Below are 14,991 nucleotides of genomic sequence, written 5' to 3' on the forward strand. Positions count from 1 at the left end.
CCGGGCCGGACCCGCCCGGTGTGACCCGGTCGGTCCGGTCCGGCCGTGGTGGTGCGGGGTCAGCCCCCGATCGGGAGCCCGCCGAGCAGCGCCTGCACCGGGTCCTGGCCCTCCGCGGCCGTGGGCTGCGGGAGGGTCTTGGTGTCCTTCGGCAGCGTCTTGACCGCGTTCTTGGCGGGGCCGGTCAGCGGCTCCAGGCCGGAACCGGCGGCCGATGCCGTACCGGCGGCGGTGGCGGCGAAGGCGATGCCCACGGCGGCGACGCCGAGGGTCTTGATCGTTCCCTGCTTCATGAGAAATCTTCCCTTGGTACGGGGTTCTTGAGCGGCACTGCAACGTAGCCAGCCGCTCCGACGGCCCGCAAACACCAGACATGAGGCGGGATGTCGGTTGTGCCGGAAGTGATCCGCGCTGCCGCCACACCCCCGACCGCACCCGGACAGCAGGGCAGCGGTGCAGGTCAGGGCCTAGCCGACGGTGGACTGACGGAACAGCCACTCCGCCTTCAACTCGGCGTAACCGGGCTTGATCACATCATTGATCATCGCCAGACGTTCATCGAAAGGGATGAACGCCGACTTCATCGCATTGACGGTGAACCACTGCATGTCGTCGAGCGTGTACCGGAAGGTCGACACGAGGTGCTCGAACTCGCGGCTCATGCTCGTACCGCTCATCAGCCTGTTGTCCGTGTTCACCGTGGCCCGGAAGTGCAGCCTGCGCAGCAGGCCGATGGGGTGCTCGGCGTACGAAGAGGCGGCGCCGGTCTGGAGGTTGGAGGTCGGGCAGAGCTCCAGCGGGATGCGCTTGTCACGTACGTAACTGGCGAGCCGACCGAGCCTGACGGTGCCGTCGTCGGCGATCTGGATGTCGTCGATGATGCGCACGCCGTGGCCGAGCCGGTCGGCGCCGCACCACTGGAGCGCCTGCCAGATCGACGGCAGCCCGAACGCCTCGCCGGCGTGGATGGTGAAGTGGTTGTTCTCGCGCTTGAGGTACTCGAAGGCGTCCAGGTGCCGGGTGGGTGGGAAACCCGCTTCGGCGCCCGCGATGTCGAAGCCGACGACGCCCAGGTCGCGGTAGCGGTTGGCGAGTTCGGCGATCTCCAGGGAGCGGGCCGCGTGCCGCATCGCGGTGAGCAGGGCGCCCACCCGGATGCGGTGGCCGGCGGCGCGCGCCCGGCGCTCGCCCTCGCGGAAGCCGTCGTTCACCGCCTCGACCACCTGCTCCAGCGTCAGGCCGCGCTCCAGGTGCTGTTCGGGGGCGTAGCGCACCTCGGCGTAGACGACACCGTCGGCCGCCAGGTCCTCGGCACACTCGGCCGCCACCCGGCGCAGCGCGTCAGCGGTCTGCATGACGGCACAGGTGTGCGCGAAGGTCTCCAGGTAACGTTCGAGCGAACCGGAATCGGCCGCCTCGCGGAACCAGGTGCCGAGCGCGGCGGACTCGGTCTCGGGCAGGCCCTCGTATCCGATGTCCCCGGCCAGTTCGACGACGGTGGCCGGGCGGAGCCCACCGTCGAGGTGGTCGTGCAGCAGTGCCTTGGGCGCGCGCCGGATCTGCTCCGGGGTCGGTTGCTGGATGTTCTCGCTCGTCATCTGCGCACCATAGCCCCTACGCGCGTAGAACACCTGGGGTGACCGCGCGGATAGATACGGAACAGTGACCAGCCCGCGTAGTGGAGTACACCGTTGCTTCTGCCATCGTTCTGGCATGGCTCAGCAATCGTTGCCGGAGCGACCGGACCGAAGCGCCCGACTGGGGCGACCCGTGGGGGCGACGGCGGCGGGGAAGACCGCCTGCGGCGTGGTGTTGCTGCTGCCGGACGGCGTGCCAACCGGAACCCGCCGTCCGACCTCGCGTTCGGCCGCCGCGATGTGGTCCCTGGCGCACGGGCTGGCCAAGGCCGGCCGGCCCGAGGGGCTGACGGCACACGTGGTGCGCTACCGCTATCGCGGCTGGAACGGCCCCGCCGCCGACCCCGCCCAGGACGCGGAGTGGGCCGTGGAGGAAGTGGTGCGGCGCTACGGGGACGTACCGATCTGTCTGGTCGGGCGGGGCATGGGGGCGCGGGCCGCGCTGCGGGCCGGCGGGCACCCGGCGGTCGGTTCCGTACTCGCGCTGGCACCGTGGCTGCCGAGCCAGGAGGCGAAGCTCAACCCGGACCCCGTCAAGCACCTGATCGGCCGGCGGGTCCTGGTCGTCCACGGCACCAACGACGCCCACACCCATCCCGAGCTCTCCTACCGGCTGGTGGAACGGGCCAAGAAGATCAACAGCTCCGTCTGCCGCTTCGAGGTGCACACCGACGGCCATCGGCTGCACCAACACCGGACCGAGGTGTACGCGCTCGCCGCCGACTTCGCCCTGGGCTCCCTCTTCGACCAGGACTACGCGCGTCCACTTGCAGATGCGCTGGCCGCCCCGCCCCCACTGGGCCTCCGCATGCCCCTGGCAGCGGGTTTCGGCGCCTCGCTCCGGCGCTGACCGGCGGCGAACCCGCCGGCCGCGACCGACTGCACCCGACGCACGGGGCGGCGCGCACGGCGTACGGGTTGGCCTGACGTGCGTGCGGGTTGGCCTGCCCGCCGTACGTACCGGGGCCGAGCCGCCAGGGGCGGCCGATCCGCAAGGCGGTGAGGCGGGGCGGGCTCGGGGTGGGGGTGGGGTTGGGCGTGCGAGGTCTCGGCGGGGTGGTGTGGGGTGCGCGGGTGGCCTGGAGTCGGCCATGGAAGACTTGTGCGCATGCCTCTTCGTCGGCCGGTCCGCCCCGCTGGTATCCGCAGTCGTACGCACCGTCGCGGGAGTCGGCCCGCGGTCGCCGGCGCGGCGGCCGGTGTGCTCGCCGCCACTGTGGCGCTCACCGGCTGTAGCGGCGACGGTCAGGGCAAGGGCGACGCCGCCTTCACCCGGCAGGGCTCCAGCGTCATCGAGACCGTGGCCAAGGACGGGCGCAGGGCCGCACCCGAACTCTCCGGGGTCACCTTGGACGGCAAGCAACTCCGCCTCGCCGACTACCGGGGCAAGGTCATCGCGATCAACCTCTGGGCATCCTGGTGCCCGCCATGCCGCGCCGAGACCCCGGAACTGGTGAAGGTCGCCGGCGAGACCCGGAACGACGTCGCCTTCATCGGTCTCAACAGCGACCACGACAAGGTCCCGGCCACCAAGTTCGAGAAGGAATTCGGGGTGCGCTACCCGAGTTGGCACGACCCGTCGGGCAAGCTCGCGCTGCGTTTCCCCAAGGGCAGCTTCAACCCGCAGGGCATCCCCTCCACCCTGTTCATCGACCGCGACGGCAAGATCGCGGCCCGTGCGCTGAGTCCGATCGGCGAAGACGACCTCCGCAAGGCGCTCGCCCCACTGGTCGCCGAGAAGGTCTGACCCCGGAACTCCGGACGCCACTCTCGCCGCTGCCCACAGGCGCGTGCCCCGGGCGCGGCCCTGAGCTCCGCCCCGGGCCCGGTCAGGGGTTCGGGCTGGGGCTGACGTCCGGGCTCGGGCCTGGGCTTGGGCACGGGCCTGGGCTTGGGCACGGGCTTGGAGGACGGTACCGAGGGACACCCGTGGATCGGGGTCGTGTGCCCCGCGGCAGGTGCGGGGCGTACGGAAGCTGTCCGCCAGGTCTGTCGGGTGGTCCGGTGGGTCCGTCGGTCCTCGTACGGTGCTGCGCGGCACCGCACCATGGCGCTGTCGCGGGCGCGGGCGCCCAGCGGGTGGAGACGGTGCGGACATGGGGCGGGCTCCTTTCGTCGAGGGGCGGGGTGGTGGTCCCGGTGTGGTGGGTCAGCGGGGTAGGAGTTGGCCGCGGCGGCTCAGCAGGAACCGCTTGAAGGCCGCTACCGGTGCGGTGTCCACATGGCCGTCGAGCCAGGCCACGCCGATCTCGCGCACCGCGCGCGGCGCCGTGACCGTCAGCTCCACCACGCCGGGCCGTGGGACCGCGGGCGGCGGCAGCAGGGCGACGCCGAGGCCGGCCGCGACCAGACCGCGCAACGTCTCGGCCTCCTCCCCTTCGAAGGCGACCTTCGGGGTGAACCCGGCCTCGGCGCACACCGCATCGGTGATCCGGCGCAGCCCGTAGCCCGGTTCGAGGGTGACGAAGAGTTCGGCGGACGCCTCGGCGAGGCGGACGCGCTTGCGGTGGGCCAGCCGGTGGTCGTCGGGGACGACCAGCCTCAGCTTCTGCTCGTCCAGCCGGCGGGCGACCAGGTCGGGGGCGTCGGGAACGGGTGAGGTCAGACAGAGGTCCAGATCGCCCGCGCGGAGGCGTTCGATCATGGCTTCGCCGTAGTTCTGGACGAGTTGGAAGCGCACCCGCGGGTGGTCGGCGCGGAAGGTGCGCAGGAGGCCGGGGACGGTCTCCGAGCCGAGCGTGTGCAGGAAGCCGAAGGCGACCTTGCCCGCGGCCGGGTCGGCGTCGGCGCGAACCGACTCGGCGGCCCGCTCCACCTCGGCCAGCGCCCGCTGTGTCGAGGCGTGGAAGGTGCGCCCGGCCGGGGTGAGCGAGAGCGTGCGGCCGTGCCGGGCGAACAGGGCCACGCCCAGGTCCTGTTCGAGCCGCACCATGGCCCGGCTGAGGGTGGACTGGGGCACGCCGAGTTGCTGTGCGGCCCGGGTGACGTGCTCGTACCTGGCCACGGCCGCGAACTGGACCAGCCTCGGTGCCAGCGCCGCACCCCACGAGGCGGCCAGGGTGCCGGGCCCACCGCTCGGCACTCCGGCCGGCCTCGGCGCCCGCGGCCCGGCGACCGCCGCACCCGGCGTACGCGCCGACACCGCCGGGCCCCGGGACGAGGCCGCCGCCGCACGGGCCGCCCCTATCCGGGCCCTCTCTCCCGCTCCACGAGCCACCTCCTCGCCGCCCGCCTCCTCGCCGCCTCCCTCAACGCGCCCACGCGACGCTCGCACCGCAGCCCTCGACCCGGCACCAGATGAAGCCCCGGCCTCGGGCCCAGCCCCGGACTCAGGTTCAACCCCAGCCCCAGCCGTAGCCCCAGATGCAGACTCAGACTCAGCCGTCCGTGCTGCCGTTGGCGTGCGTGGGACACCCGGCGTGCCTGAGGTGTTCGACGCTCCCGTTGGGGACTGCGGCGCGGTGGAAGCTTCGGGTTGGTGCGGCGCTCCACCGGTGGACGTCCAACCGCCACCGCCCCCAACGGGGTCCGTGCCAGCAGAGGCTGAGGCTCCTTCGGTGACGGGGTGCGCTGGGACGGACGAAGGGGCGGGCGTGTCGGGTGGGGGTGGGGCGGAAGGGGTTGCCGCAGGGGCGGGTGCTCGGGGTGGGGTCGAGGGGGGTTGCCGCATGGCGCCCGATGTGGTCGACGTGACTTTTTCCTTACCCTGGCGTGACACGGAACCTCCTGACCTGCACTAATGCGCTGATGGATTGATTATGGACGTGTTGTGCATTGGACGCATGAGGGGGCCTTGCCTACCGTCGTGGACATGCCTCCTGCTGATACCGAGGCGTCCACCGACTCCAGAGTGGGCGCCTCCACCGCGCCGTCCTCCACCCACGCGACGACCACGCCCGCGCCGTCGAGCCGTTCGGGCCGCATGACGGCCCCCGGCAGTGCGTGCCCCGGTGCCACCAGCGCCGCCCAGCACCGCACCACGGCGCCCCGCACCACCGGCTCCACCAACCGAGCCGACCGGATGGTGCACACCGACTGTGTCGACGGCCCCCACCGCGCCCCGCGCGGCGAGCGCGCCCACCAGACGGTGGCCCCCATGGCCCGCCCCTGCGGCACCCGCGGTGCGGAGGACACTCCGCCTTCGCCGTCCAAATCCGTTGCCACTCAGGTGAGTTCAGTGGCCGGACGCAGCTCCAGCCGGGTGGTGGCCAGCGGCGGTGCCGGCAACGGCACGGGGCGGGGGCCCGTCGGGACGGGAGAGACGGATGCCGAGGGCGGCAAGCTGCGTCCCGGCGGGCCGGGATATCGGCGGATGAGCCTGGGGCTCTTCGCGGCAGGCATCTCCACCTTCGCGCTGCTGTACTCCACGCAGGCGCTGCTGCCCGCGATCTCCGGCGACCTCGGGGTGACGCCAGGCCAGGCGAGCTGGACCGTATCGGCCGCCACCGGCGCGCTCGCGCTCGCCGTGCTGCCGCTCAGTGCGCTCTCCGAACGGTTCGGCCGGCGCACCCTGATGACCGTGTCGCTGGGCATTGCCGCGGTCGTCGCGCTGCTCACCCCGTTCGCGCCCAACCTGGGTTGGCTGATCGCGCTGCGGGCGGTGCAGGGCGCGGCGCTGGCCGGGGTGCCGGCATCCGCGATGGCCTACCTCGCGGAAGAGGTCCGGGCCAAGGCGCTGGTCGGCGCGATCGGTCTGTTCGTCGCCGGCAACAGCATCGGCGGCATGACCGGGCGCATTCTCACCGGCTGGGTGGCCCAGGCCTGGGGCTGGCGCGCCGCGCTGGCCGCGGTCGGACTGCTCACCGCGGCGTGCGTGGTGGTGTTCCGGTTGCTGGTGCCGCCGGCCCGGCACTTCGCCGCGCAGCCGGCCGGGCCGCGGGCGCTGGCCCGCACCATCGGTGGCCACCTGGCAGATCCGCTGCTGCGGCGCCTGTACGCGATCGGGGCGCTGTTCATGACCGTGTTCGGCGCGGTCTACACCGTCATCGGCTACCGACTGGTCGCCGAGCCGTTCGGGCTGCCGCAGGGCGTGGTCGGTTCGATCTTCCTGGTCTACCTGGTGGGCACCCTCTCCTCGGCCGCGGCGGGTCGGCTGGTCGGCCGACTGGGGCGGCGCGGTGCGCTCTACCTGGCGGTGGGGACCACGACGCTCGGGCTGCTGCTGTCGCTGGCGGATTCGCTGCTCGCGGTGGTGCTGGGGCTGGTGTTGATCACCGCGGGATTCTTCGCCGGGCACGCGGTGGCCTCCTCGTCGGTCAGCCGCACCGCGACCACCGGGCGCGCCCAGGCGTCCGCGCTCTACCAGTCCGCGTACTACCTCGGCAGCAGTGCGGGCGGCACGTTGGGCGCCATGGCCTTCCATACGGCGGGGTGGGAGGGCACCGTGGTCCTCGGGCTCGTGGCCATGGTCGGCGCGGCGGGCATCACGCTCTACGCGACGCGCCGGGCGCTGGCCGAGCGGCGGGCCCTGGCGACGGCACGCTGACCGGCGACGCCACCACCTCCCCGCATTCGCCGCGCCCGTGACCCGGCAACCCTGCCGGGCCACGGGCGGCGGCCGTACGCCGAGAGTCCCATCGGCGAGGCCCGGACGGGGGTCACGTGCCACCCTCCCAGCCGCCCAACTACGGTGCGAACAAGCCCAGTTGGCGATCCAAGCCCACAGAAGACATGCCAGACGCCCGCTCATGACGGCCCCTCCCTGCGGATGCCGCCCCGTTGCGGCATCCGTCCGACGTGCCATCCATCGCACCACGCCTCCACCGGCCCCGAACAGGCCCGCCGCCACCCACCACTCGAACGTGTGAGCGTTTTTCGTGGCGGCCCCGGTTCCTCCACAGGGCAGGCCCGGACCCACCACTCCCCGTGCTAGCGGATGGCGTCCAGCCCCACGGTTCGTACCGCCCGCGCCCCTCCCGGCCGCTAGCCGATCCGGTCGAGCACCACCGGCTGCGGGGTGAACTCGGTGTCCGCCGGGGCGATCAGGACGCCGCCGTTGAGCGCCTCCAGCGCGTAGCCGAACTTCTCCGGGGTGTCCGTGTGCAGGGTCAGAAGCGGCTGACCTGCGGTGATCTTGTCGCCGGGCTTGGCGTGCAGTTCGATGCCGGCGCCCGCCTGGACCGGGTCTTCACGGCGGGCCCGCCCGGCGCCAAGACGCCAGGCCGCCACGCCGACCGCGTACGCGTCCAGCGTGGTGAGCACGCCGTCGCCGGACGCGTTCACCACGTGCTGTTCGCGGGCGACGGGCAGTGCCGCGTCCGGGTCGCCGCCCTGGGCGAGGATCATCCGGCGCCAGTGGTCCATGGCCGAGCCGTCGGCCAGCGCGCGCTCCGGATCGGCGTCCGGCAGGCCGGCCGCCGTCAGCATCTCCCTGGCCAGCGCCACCGTCAGTTCCACCACGTCGGCCGGGCCGCCGCCGGCCAGCACCTCGACCGACTCGCGCACTTCGAGCGCGTTGCCCGCGGTCAGGCCGAGCGGCGTGGACATGTCGGTCAGCAGCGCGACGGTGCGCACCCCGTGGTCGGTGCCCAGGCCCACCATGGTGGCGGCCAGTTCGCGGGCCGCCTCGATGTCCTTCATGAAGGCGCCCGAGCCGACCTTGACGTCGAGCACCAGCGCGCCGGTGCCCTCGGCGATCTTCTTGGACATGATGGAGGAGGCGATGAGCGGGATCGACTCGACCGTGCCGGTGACGTCGCGCAGCGCGTACAGCTTCTTGTCGGCCGGCGCCAGGCCGTCACCGGCGGCACAGATGACCGAGCCGACGTCGGCCAGTACGGCCATCATCTCCTCGTTGCTGAGCGCGGCCCGCCAGCCGGGGATCGACTCCAGCTTGTCCAGGGTGCCGCCGGTGTGGCCGAGGCCGCGGCCGGAGAGTTGGGGAACGGCCGCGCCGCAGGCCGCGACGAGCGGCGCGAGGGGCAGCGTGATCTTGTCGCCGACGCCGCCGGTGGAGTGCTTGTCGGTGGTGGGCCTGGGCAGCGCGGCGAAGTCCATCCGCTCGCCCGAGGCGATCATGGCCGCGGTCCAGCGGGCGATCTCGGCGCGGTCCATGCCGTTCAGGTAGATCGCCATGGCCAGCGCGGACATCTGCTCGTGAGCGACCTCGCCGCGGGTGTACGCGTCGATGACCCAGTCGATCTGGGCGTCGGTGAGGCGGTCGCCGTCGCGCTTGGCACGGATGACGGAAATGGCGTCCATGGGCGTGCGGGCCTTTCTGTACGTCGGATGCGTCGGGTGCGTTCGATGCGCCGGGTGTGCTGGATGCGGGGGATGCGCCGAATGACTCGGTGGTGCTGATGGGCACTGGGGCGCCGGCGTGCGCCGCTGGTGGCACGAAGCTCCCGGACCGCCGGGCGAGCCGCCGACCCGCCCCGCGCCTACCCGCCCCTGCCCCGCGCCCCGGCCCACGCCCACGCCCACCAGGCTCGGGCCGGCGCGGACGGAAGCGACAGGGCCGACTGGGGCGACAGGCCCCGGCCCGACCGGCCGTATCCCGACCGGCCGGATAAGGCGCCGGCACGCCCACCACACCGCAGTACGACCCCGTACGCCCCGGGTACCCGCCATCCGGCCGGTGCCCGGGGCGCACGGCTAGCGTTCGAGGTCGGCGGCGCCGAACGCGTCCGGGAGGAGTTCGGCGAGCGGGCGGATGCCACGGGCGGTGTCCACCTGGAGGCCGGGGCCGCCGTGCTCCCACAGCAACTGCCGGCACCTGCCGCACGGCATCAGCACCCGGCCCTCCCCGTCGCAGCAGGTGAAGGCGGTGAGCCGGCCGCCACCGCCGGCGACCAGGGCGGAGACAAGACCGCACTCGGCGCACAGCGCCACCCCGTACGCGGCGTTCTCCACGTTGCAGCCGGTGACCGTGCGCCCGTCGGAGACCAGGGCAGCCGCCCCGACCGGGAAGCCGGAGTACGGCGCGTAGGCGCGGGTCATCGCCGACCTGGCCCGGTCCCGCAACTCCTGCCAGCCGGCCTCGTCGAGCACGCCACGCGCCGCGTCACCGGCCGCGTCACCGGCCCCGTCGCGAGGCGCGTCACCAGCCGCACCGTGCGGTGCGTCCCGGCCCGTCATGTGCCCTGCCCCCGTCGATAGGGCTTGTTGTTGGCCTTGGGCATCCGCAGGCGTTGCGCGGCCAGCGCCATGACCAGCAGGGTCACGATGTACGGCGTGGCGCCGACCAGTTCGTTCGGTACGGAGTCGGTCATGGCGTACCAGAGGATCAGGAGGGCGGCGGCCAGGCCGCTCAGCGTGGCCGCGACGTGCTCCTTGCGGGTGAGTCGCCATACCGCCAGGGCGAGCAGGCCGAGCGCGAGCAGCAGCAACAGGGCGTGCACGGTGGTGCCGCCGCTGCGCAGTTGCAGCGCGTCGGAGTAGCCGAACAGGCCGGCGCCCATGGCCAGCCCGCCGGGCCGCCAGTTGCCGAACAGCATGGCCGCGAGTCCGATGTAGCCCCGGCCGCCGGTCTGCCCCTCGTTGTAGATGTGCGAGCGGACCAGGGCCAGGAAGACGCCGCCGAGGCCGGCGAGCGCACCGGAGGTGACGACGGCCGCGTACTTGTAGAAGTAGACGTTGACGCCGAGCGACTCGGCGGCGATCGGGTTCTCGCCGCAGGAGCGCAGGCGCAGCCCGAAGGACGTCCGCCACAGCACGAAGAAGGTCCCGGCGAACAGGGCGATGGCCACGATCGTCAGCGCCGAGATGTCGGTGACCAGGCCGCCGAGGATGCCCGCGAGGTCGGACAGCAGGAACCAGTGGTGCTTCTCCAGGTCGGCCAGCCAGTCGGACAGGCCGGGCACCGTGAACTGCTGGATGTCGTCCACCTGCGGCGACTGCTTGGGGCTGCCGCCCTCCTCGGACAGCGGCTCGAACCAGCGCTTGGCCAGGTACGTGGTGGCGCCGAGCGCCAGGATGTTGATCGCGACGCCGGAGATGATGTGGTCCACGCCGAAGGTGACCGTGGCCACCGCGTGCACCAGGCCGCCGACCGCGCCGCCGAGCACACCGGCCAGCACGCCCACCCACGGGCCCCACTGGAAGCCGGCCCAGGCGCCGAAGAACGTACCGAGGATCATCATCCCCTCAAGGCCGATGTTGACCACGCCGGCCCGCTCGGCCCACAGGCCGCCGAGGCCGGCCAGGCCGATCGGGACGGCCATCGAGAGGCCGGCGGCGATCTGCCCGGAGGAGGTGATGTTGTTGAACGCCGGGGTCTGACCGCTGGCGACCTGGTCGACGATCTCGCGCACCACCGACAGCGTGAGCAGCGCGCCCGCGATGATCAGCAGCACCTTGGCGAAGGAGAGCCGGCCGCGCGCGGTCCGGCTGGCGCCGCCGGGCTCCTGGTCCTTGGGGGTCTTCTGGAGGGTCGGGGTGCCGCTCACTGGGCCACCTCCCGCTTGCTGAGATCGATGGCCTGGGCGGCGAGTTCGGCGCCCACCCGCTGCTGCTGGCGCTTGATGCCGTAGCGGCGCACCAGTTCGTACGAGATGACGACGCACAGCACGATGACGCCCTGCATCACGCCGACGATCTCCTTGTCGTAGCCCTCGAACTCCAGGCGGTTGGCGCCGCGTTCGAGGAAGCCCCACAGCAGTGCGCCGAGCGCGATGCCGACGGGGTTGTTGCGGCCGAGCAGGGCCACCGCGATGCCGGTGAAGCCGACGCCGAGCGGGAAGTCCGAGGTGAACTGGTGGGTGTCGTTGAGCAGGGTCGGCATGCCGACCAGGCCCGCCATCGCGCCGGAGAGCACCATGCTGGTGACGATCATGCGCTTGACGCCGACGCCGCTGGCCTGCGCCGCGGGCTCGGAGCGGCCCACCGAGCGCAGGTCGAAGCCGAACCTGGTGCGGCCCAGCACGAACCAGAACCCGAAGCCGGCCAGGACCGCCACCACCAGGAAGCCCCAGATCGGGTCGAGGTCGCCGCCGGCCGGGATGGTGAAGAAGTGGCTGGATGAGGGGAGCGGTTCGGTGGAGACGATGTTGGTGTCCTTGTCCAACACGCCGAGCCGGCCGTCCACGAGCAGATAGCTGATCAGCGCGGTGGCCAGCGAGTTCAGCATGATGGTGCTGATCACCTCGCTGACGCCGCGGTAGACCTTGAGGAGTCCCGCGATCGACGCCCACATGGCGCCGACCAGCATGGCCACCAGGATGATCAGCGGGATCTGCACCAGGCCCGGCAGGTTCAGCGCCCCGCCGACGGCCGCCGCGAGGAAGGCGGAGAGCCGGTACTGGCCGTCCACGCCGATGTTGAACAGGTTCATCCGGAAGCCGATGGCGACGGCGAGTCCGGCCAGGTAGTACGTGGTGGCCTTGTTGAGGATGTAGACCTGGCTGTCGGACTTGGTGCCGTACTCGAACATCACGCTGAACGCGTTGAACGGCTCCTTGCCGGTGGCCAGCAGCACCAGCGCGGTCAGGGCGAACGCGGCGACCAGGGCGAGGGCGGGTGCGGCGATCGCCAGCAGCACCCGTTCCTTGTCGATCTTCTTCATCGGCCCTCTCCCGGCCCGTCGGTGGGGTGCTCCAAGTGGCCGCCGGCCGCGCCGGTCATCGCCGAGCCCAGCTCTTCGGGGGTGATGGTGGCCGGGTCGGCGTCGGCGACGAGCCGCCCGCGGTACATCACCCGCAGCGTGTCGGACAGGCCGATCAGCTCGTCCAGGTCGGCCGAGATCAGCAGCACCGCCAGGCCCTCGCTGCGTGCGGCCCTGATCTGGTCCCAGATCTGGGCCTGCGCGCCGACGTCGACGCCGCGCGTGGGGTGGGCCGCGATGAGCAGCTTGGGCTGGTGGCTCATCTCGCGGCCGACGATGAGCTTCTGTTGGTTGCCGCCGGACAGCGAGGCCGCGGTGACCTCGATGCCGGGGGTGCGCACGTCGTACTCGGCCACGATCCGCTCGGTGTCGCGCCGGGCGGCGCCCGGGTCGAGCAGCCAGCCGCGGCTGTTGGGCGGTTCGGTGACGTGCCCCAGGATGCGGTTCTCCCACAGCGGCGCGTCCAGGAGCAGCGCGTGCCGGTGCCGGTCCTCGGGGATGTAGCCGATGCCGCCCTCGCGGCGGGCGCGGGTGGGGGCGTGCGAGATGTCCTGCCCGTCCAGGGTGATCACCCCGCCGTCCGGGTTCCGCATGCCCATGATGGCCTCGACCAGTTCGGCCTGTCCGTTGCCCTCGACGCCGGCGATGCCGAGCACCTCGCCCTTGCGGATGGTGAGGTCGATGCCGTCGAGTACGGGCCGGTCCACGCCGTCCACGTCGGTGGCGGTGAGCCGCAACTCCCGCACGGTGAGCAGCTCGACGTCGGTGACAGTGGAGCCACTGGTCTGCGGGGACGGCAGTTCGGAGCCCACCATCAGCTCGGCGAGCTGCTTGGCGGTGGTCTCGGCCGGGGCGACCGATGCGACCGTGGTGCCGCGCCGGATGACGGTGATGTCGTCGGCGACCGAGAGCACCTCGCCCAGCTTGTGCGAGATGAAGATGACGGTCAGGCCCTCGGACTTGAGCTCGCGCAGGTTGTCGAAGAGCGCGTCGACCTCCTGCGGCACCAGCACCGCGGTCGGCTCGTCCAGGATCAGGATGCGGGCGCCGCGGTAGAGCACCTTCAGGATCTCCACGCGCTGCCGGTCGGCGACGCCGAGGTGCTCCACCAGCGCGTCGGGCCGCACGCCGAGCCCGTACGCGTCGGAGATCTCCCGCACCTTCGCGCGCGCCCTGGCACCGATGCCGTGCAGCTTCTCGGCGCCCAGGACGATGTTCTCCAGGACGGTGAGGTAGTCGGCGAGCATGAAGTGCTGGTGCACCATGCCCACGCCGCGGGCGATGGCGTCGCCCGGCGAGTGCAGGTCGGCCCGCTGGCCATCGATGGCGATGGTGCCCTCGTCGGGGCGCTGCATGCCGTAGAGGATCTTCATCAGCGTGGACTTGCCCGCGCCGTTCTCGCCGACGAGGGCGTGCACGGTGCCGCGGCGTACCTCGATGTCGATGTCGTGGTTGGCGACGACACCGGGGAACCGCTTGGTGATTCCGTGGAGTTCGACGGCGAGGGGGTGGCCGTCGCCTGCGGGTGGCTCGCCCGGGCGGGCGCTGGCGGCTTTGATGGCGACTCCTGAGGGTGGGGCGGGACGGCCCGGTGCGGGCTGGGTGAACTCAGGGGAAGGGCCCGGAAGCAGCGGTTGCGCGGCTGCCTCCAGGCCCGGTGCGACGGCCGTACGGGCCGGCGCGCAGGTCAGCCCGCGTAGGTCGACTTCACCTTGATGTCGCCGGCGATGATCTTCTGCTTGGCCTCTTCCAGCTTCGGCTTGATGTCGTCGAGGAAGCCGCCGGAGTAGGAGAGGGAGACGCCGCCCTGCTTGAGGTCGTACGTCTGGACGCCGGTCATCGGCTTCTTGTCCTTCAGCACGCTGGCGATGAAGTCGTAGACGGAGCCGTCGACGTTCTTGACCACCGAGGTCAGGATGGAGTTCTTGTAGTCCGCCAGGCCCTTCTCGTGGTACTGGTCGCCGTCGACGCCGATCGACCAGGCGCCCTTCTTCTTGGCGGTGGCCTCGATGGCGCCGGCGCCCGAGCCGCCCGCCGCCGAGTAGATGACGTCGATGTTCTTGTCGAGCATGCCCTCGGCGATGTCCTTGCCGCGGTCGGGCAAGCCGAAGCCGTCGGTGCTGCCGGGGGTCACCCACTGGACGTCGACGGTGGCGCTGGGCTTGGTGTCCTTGACGCCCTGCACGTAGCCGGCGGCGAACTTCTTGATCAGCGCGCTGTTGGTGCCGCCGATGAAGCCGACCTTGCCGGACTTGCTCTTCAGGGCCGCGGCGACGCCGGCCAGGTAGGAGCCCTCGTGCTCGGCGGAGACCAGGCTGGCGACGTTCTTCTCCTCGACGACCGAGTCGACGATCGCGAAGTGCGTGTCCGGGTACTTCTTCGCGGCCTTGGCCAGCGAGGGTGTGTACGCGTAGCCGACGCCGATGACCGGGTCGTAGCCGGCGTCGGCGAGGTCGGCCAGCTTCTGGTAGCGGTCGGCCTCGGTGTCGGTGTTCTTGGCGGTCATCTCCTTGCCGCCGACCTTGAGGTCCTTCTTCGCCTTGTCGAAGCCCTTGGCCGCGGAGTCGTTGAAGGAGTGGTCGCCCCGGCCGCCGACGTCGTACGCCAGGCCGATGCCCTTGTCCTTGCCTCCTTCGTCCGAACTGCTGCCACACGCAGTGGCGGAGAAGGCGAGAGCCGCGGTAGCAATGCCCGCGACGGCGATCTTGGATGCCCGGCGCACGAGGGACCCCTTCACTCGAAGCGCCACCTACGGCGCTGATTCCGCCGCATCGTAACGCGCGTAGAACCGCAGAAAAGGGGTGTCTGCAAGCC

The 14,991-nt window shown here is 71.9% G+C and carries 12 protein-coding genes; 3 read left to right on the forward strand and 9 right to left on the reverse strand.

What is annotated here, in order from left to right:
• Positions 1 to 59 precede the first annotated feature (59 nt).
• Entirely contained in the window at positions 60 to 293 is a 234-nt protein-coding gene (locus ACMA1D_RS19210; protein ID WP_414725228.1) for a hypothetical protein, read from the reverse strand.
• Between the two features lie 174 nt (positions 294 to 467).
• Complete coding sequence (locus ACMA1D_RS19215; protein WP_414725229.1) at positions 468 to 1,598, reverse strand: adenosine deaminase; 1,131 nt, start codon at positions 1,596 to 1,598, stop codon at positions 468 to 470.
• A gap of 115 nt (positions 1,599 to 1,713) precedes the next feature.
• On the opposite strand from ACMA1D_RS19215, the gene ACMA1D_RS19220 reads away from it, so the two are divergent.
• Together ACMA1D_RS19220 and ACMA1D_RS19225 are read left to right on the forward strand one after the other, a co-directional pair.
• Complete coding sequence (locus ACMA1D_RS19220; RefSeq protein WP_414725230.1) at positions 1,714 to 2,487, forward strand: alpha/beta hydrolase; 774 nt, start codon at positions 1,714 to 1,716, stop codon at positions 2,485 to 2,487.
• A 258-nt stretch (positions 2,488 to 2,745) separates the two neighbouring features.
• The gene (locus tag ACMA1D_RS19225) at positions 2,746 to 3,384 is read left to right on the forward strand and encodes a TlpA family protein disulfide reductase (protein WP_414725231.1); all 639 of its coding nucleotides are present in this window, start codon (positions 2,746 to 2,748) and stop codon (positions 3,382 to 3,384) included.
• Between the two features lie 402 nt (positions 3,385 to 3,786).
• Here ACMA1D_RS19225 and ACMA1D_RS19230 read toward each other — a convergent pair whose 3' ends face one another.
• Positions 3,787 to 4,719 carry a LysR family transcriptional regulator gene (locus tag ACMA1D_RS19230; protein WP_414725232.1) on the reverse strand — a complete coding sequence of 311 codons (933 nt, stop codon included), beginning with the start codon at positions 4,717 to 4,719 and terminating at the stop codon, positions 3,787 to 3,789.
• 1,230 nt (positions 4,720 to 5,949) lie between these two features.
• Here ACMA1D_RS19230 and ACMA1D_RS19235 point away from each other — a divergent pair.
• Positions 5,950 to 7,122, forward strand: a complete 1,173-nt coding sequence (locus ACMA1D_RS19235) for an MFS transporter (protein ID WP_414725285.1) — start codon at positions 5,950 to 5,952, stop codon at positions 7,120 to 7,122.
• A gap of 437 nt (positions 7,123 to 7,559) precedes the next feature.
• Here the strand turns inward: ACMA1D_RS19235 and ACMA1D_RS19240 are convergent, their stop codons facing one another.
• The 6 genes from ACMA1D_RS19240 to ACMA1D_RS19265 all read right to left on the reverse strand — a co-directional run bounded on the left by ACMA1D_RS19240 (position 7,560) and on the right by ACMA1D_RS19265 (position 14,899).
• Complete coding sequence (locus tag ACMA1D_RS19240; RefSeq protein WP_414725233.1) at positions 7,560 to 8,837, reverse strand: thymidine phosphorylase; 1,278 nt, start codon at positions 8,835 to 8,837, stop codon at positions 7,560 to 7,562.
• Positions 8,838 to 9,230: 393 nt separating this feature from the next.
• Complete coding sequence (locus ACMA1D_RS19245; RefSeq protein ID WP_414725234.1) at positions 9,231 to 9,713, reverse strand: cytidine deaminase; 483 nt, start codon at positions 9,711 to 9,713, stop codon at positions 9,231 to 9,233.
• Entirely contained in the window at positions 9,710 to 11,023 is a 1,314-nt protein-coding gene (locus ACMA1D_RS19250; RefSeq protein ID WP_414725235.1) for an ABC transporter permease, read from the reverse strand. Before ACMA1D_RS19250 ends, ACMA1D_RS19245 begins: the two co-directional genes overlap by 4 nt.
• Positions 11,020 to 12,138 carry an ABC transporter permease gene (locus tag ACMA1D_RS19255; RefSeq protein ID WP_414725236.1) on the reverse strand — a complete coding sequence of 373 codons (1,119 nt, stop codon included), beginning with the start codon at positions 12,136 to 12,138 and terminating at the stop codon, positions 11,020 to 11,022. The genes ACMA1D_RS19250 and ACMA1D_RS19255 overlap by 4 nt, the downstream gene beginning before the upstream one ends.
• Positions 12,135 to 13,736, reverse strand: coding sequence for an ABC transporter ATP-binding protein (locus ACMA1D_RS19260; protein ID WP_414725286.1), 1,602 nt, complete (start codon positions 13,734 to 13,736; stop codon positions 12,135 to 12,137). The genes ACMA1D_RS19255 and ACMA1D_RS19260 overlap by 4 nt, the downstream gene beginning before the upstream one ends.
• Before the next feature lie 128 nt (positions 13,737 to 13,864).
• Entirely contained in the window at positions 13,865 to 14,899 is a 1,035-nt protein-coding gene (locus tag ACMA1D_RS19265; RefSeq protein WP_414725237.1) for a BMP family lipoprotein, read from the reverse strand.
• Positions 14,900 to 14,991 lie beyond the last annotated feature (92 nt).

Origin of the sequence: Streptomyces sp. 796.1 (assembly GCF_047525675.1) — a bacterium.
GTDB lineage: Bacteria > Actinomycetota > Actinomycetes > Streptomycetales > Streptomycetaceae > Streptomyces.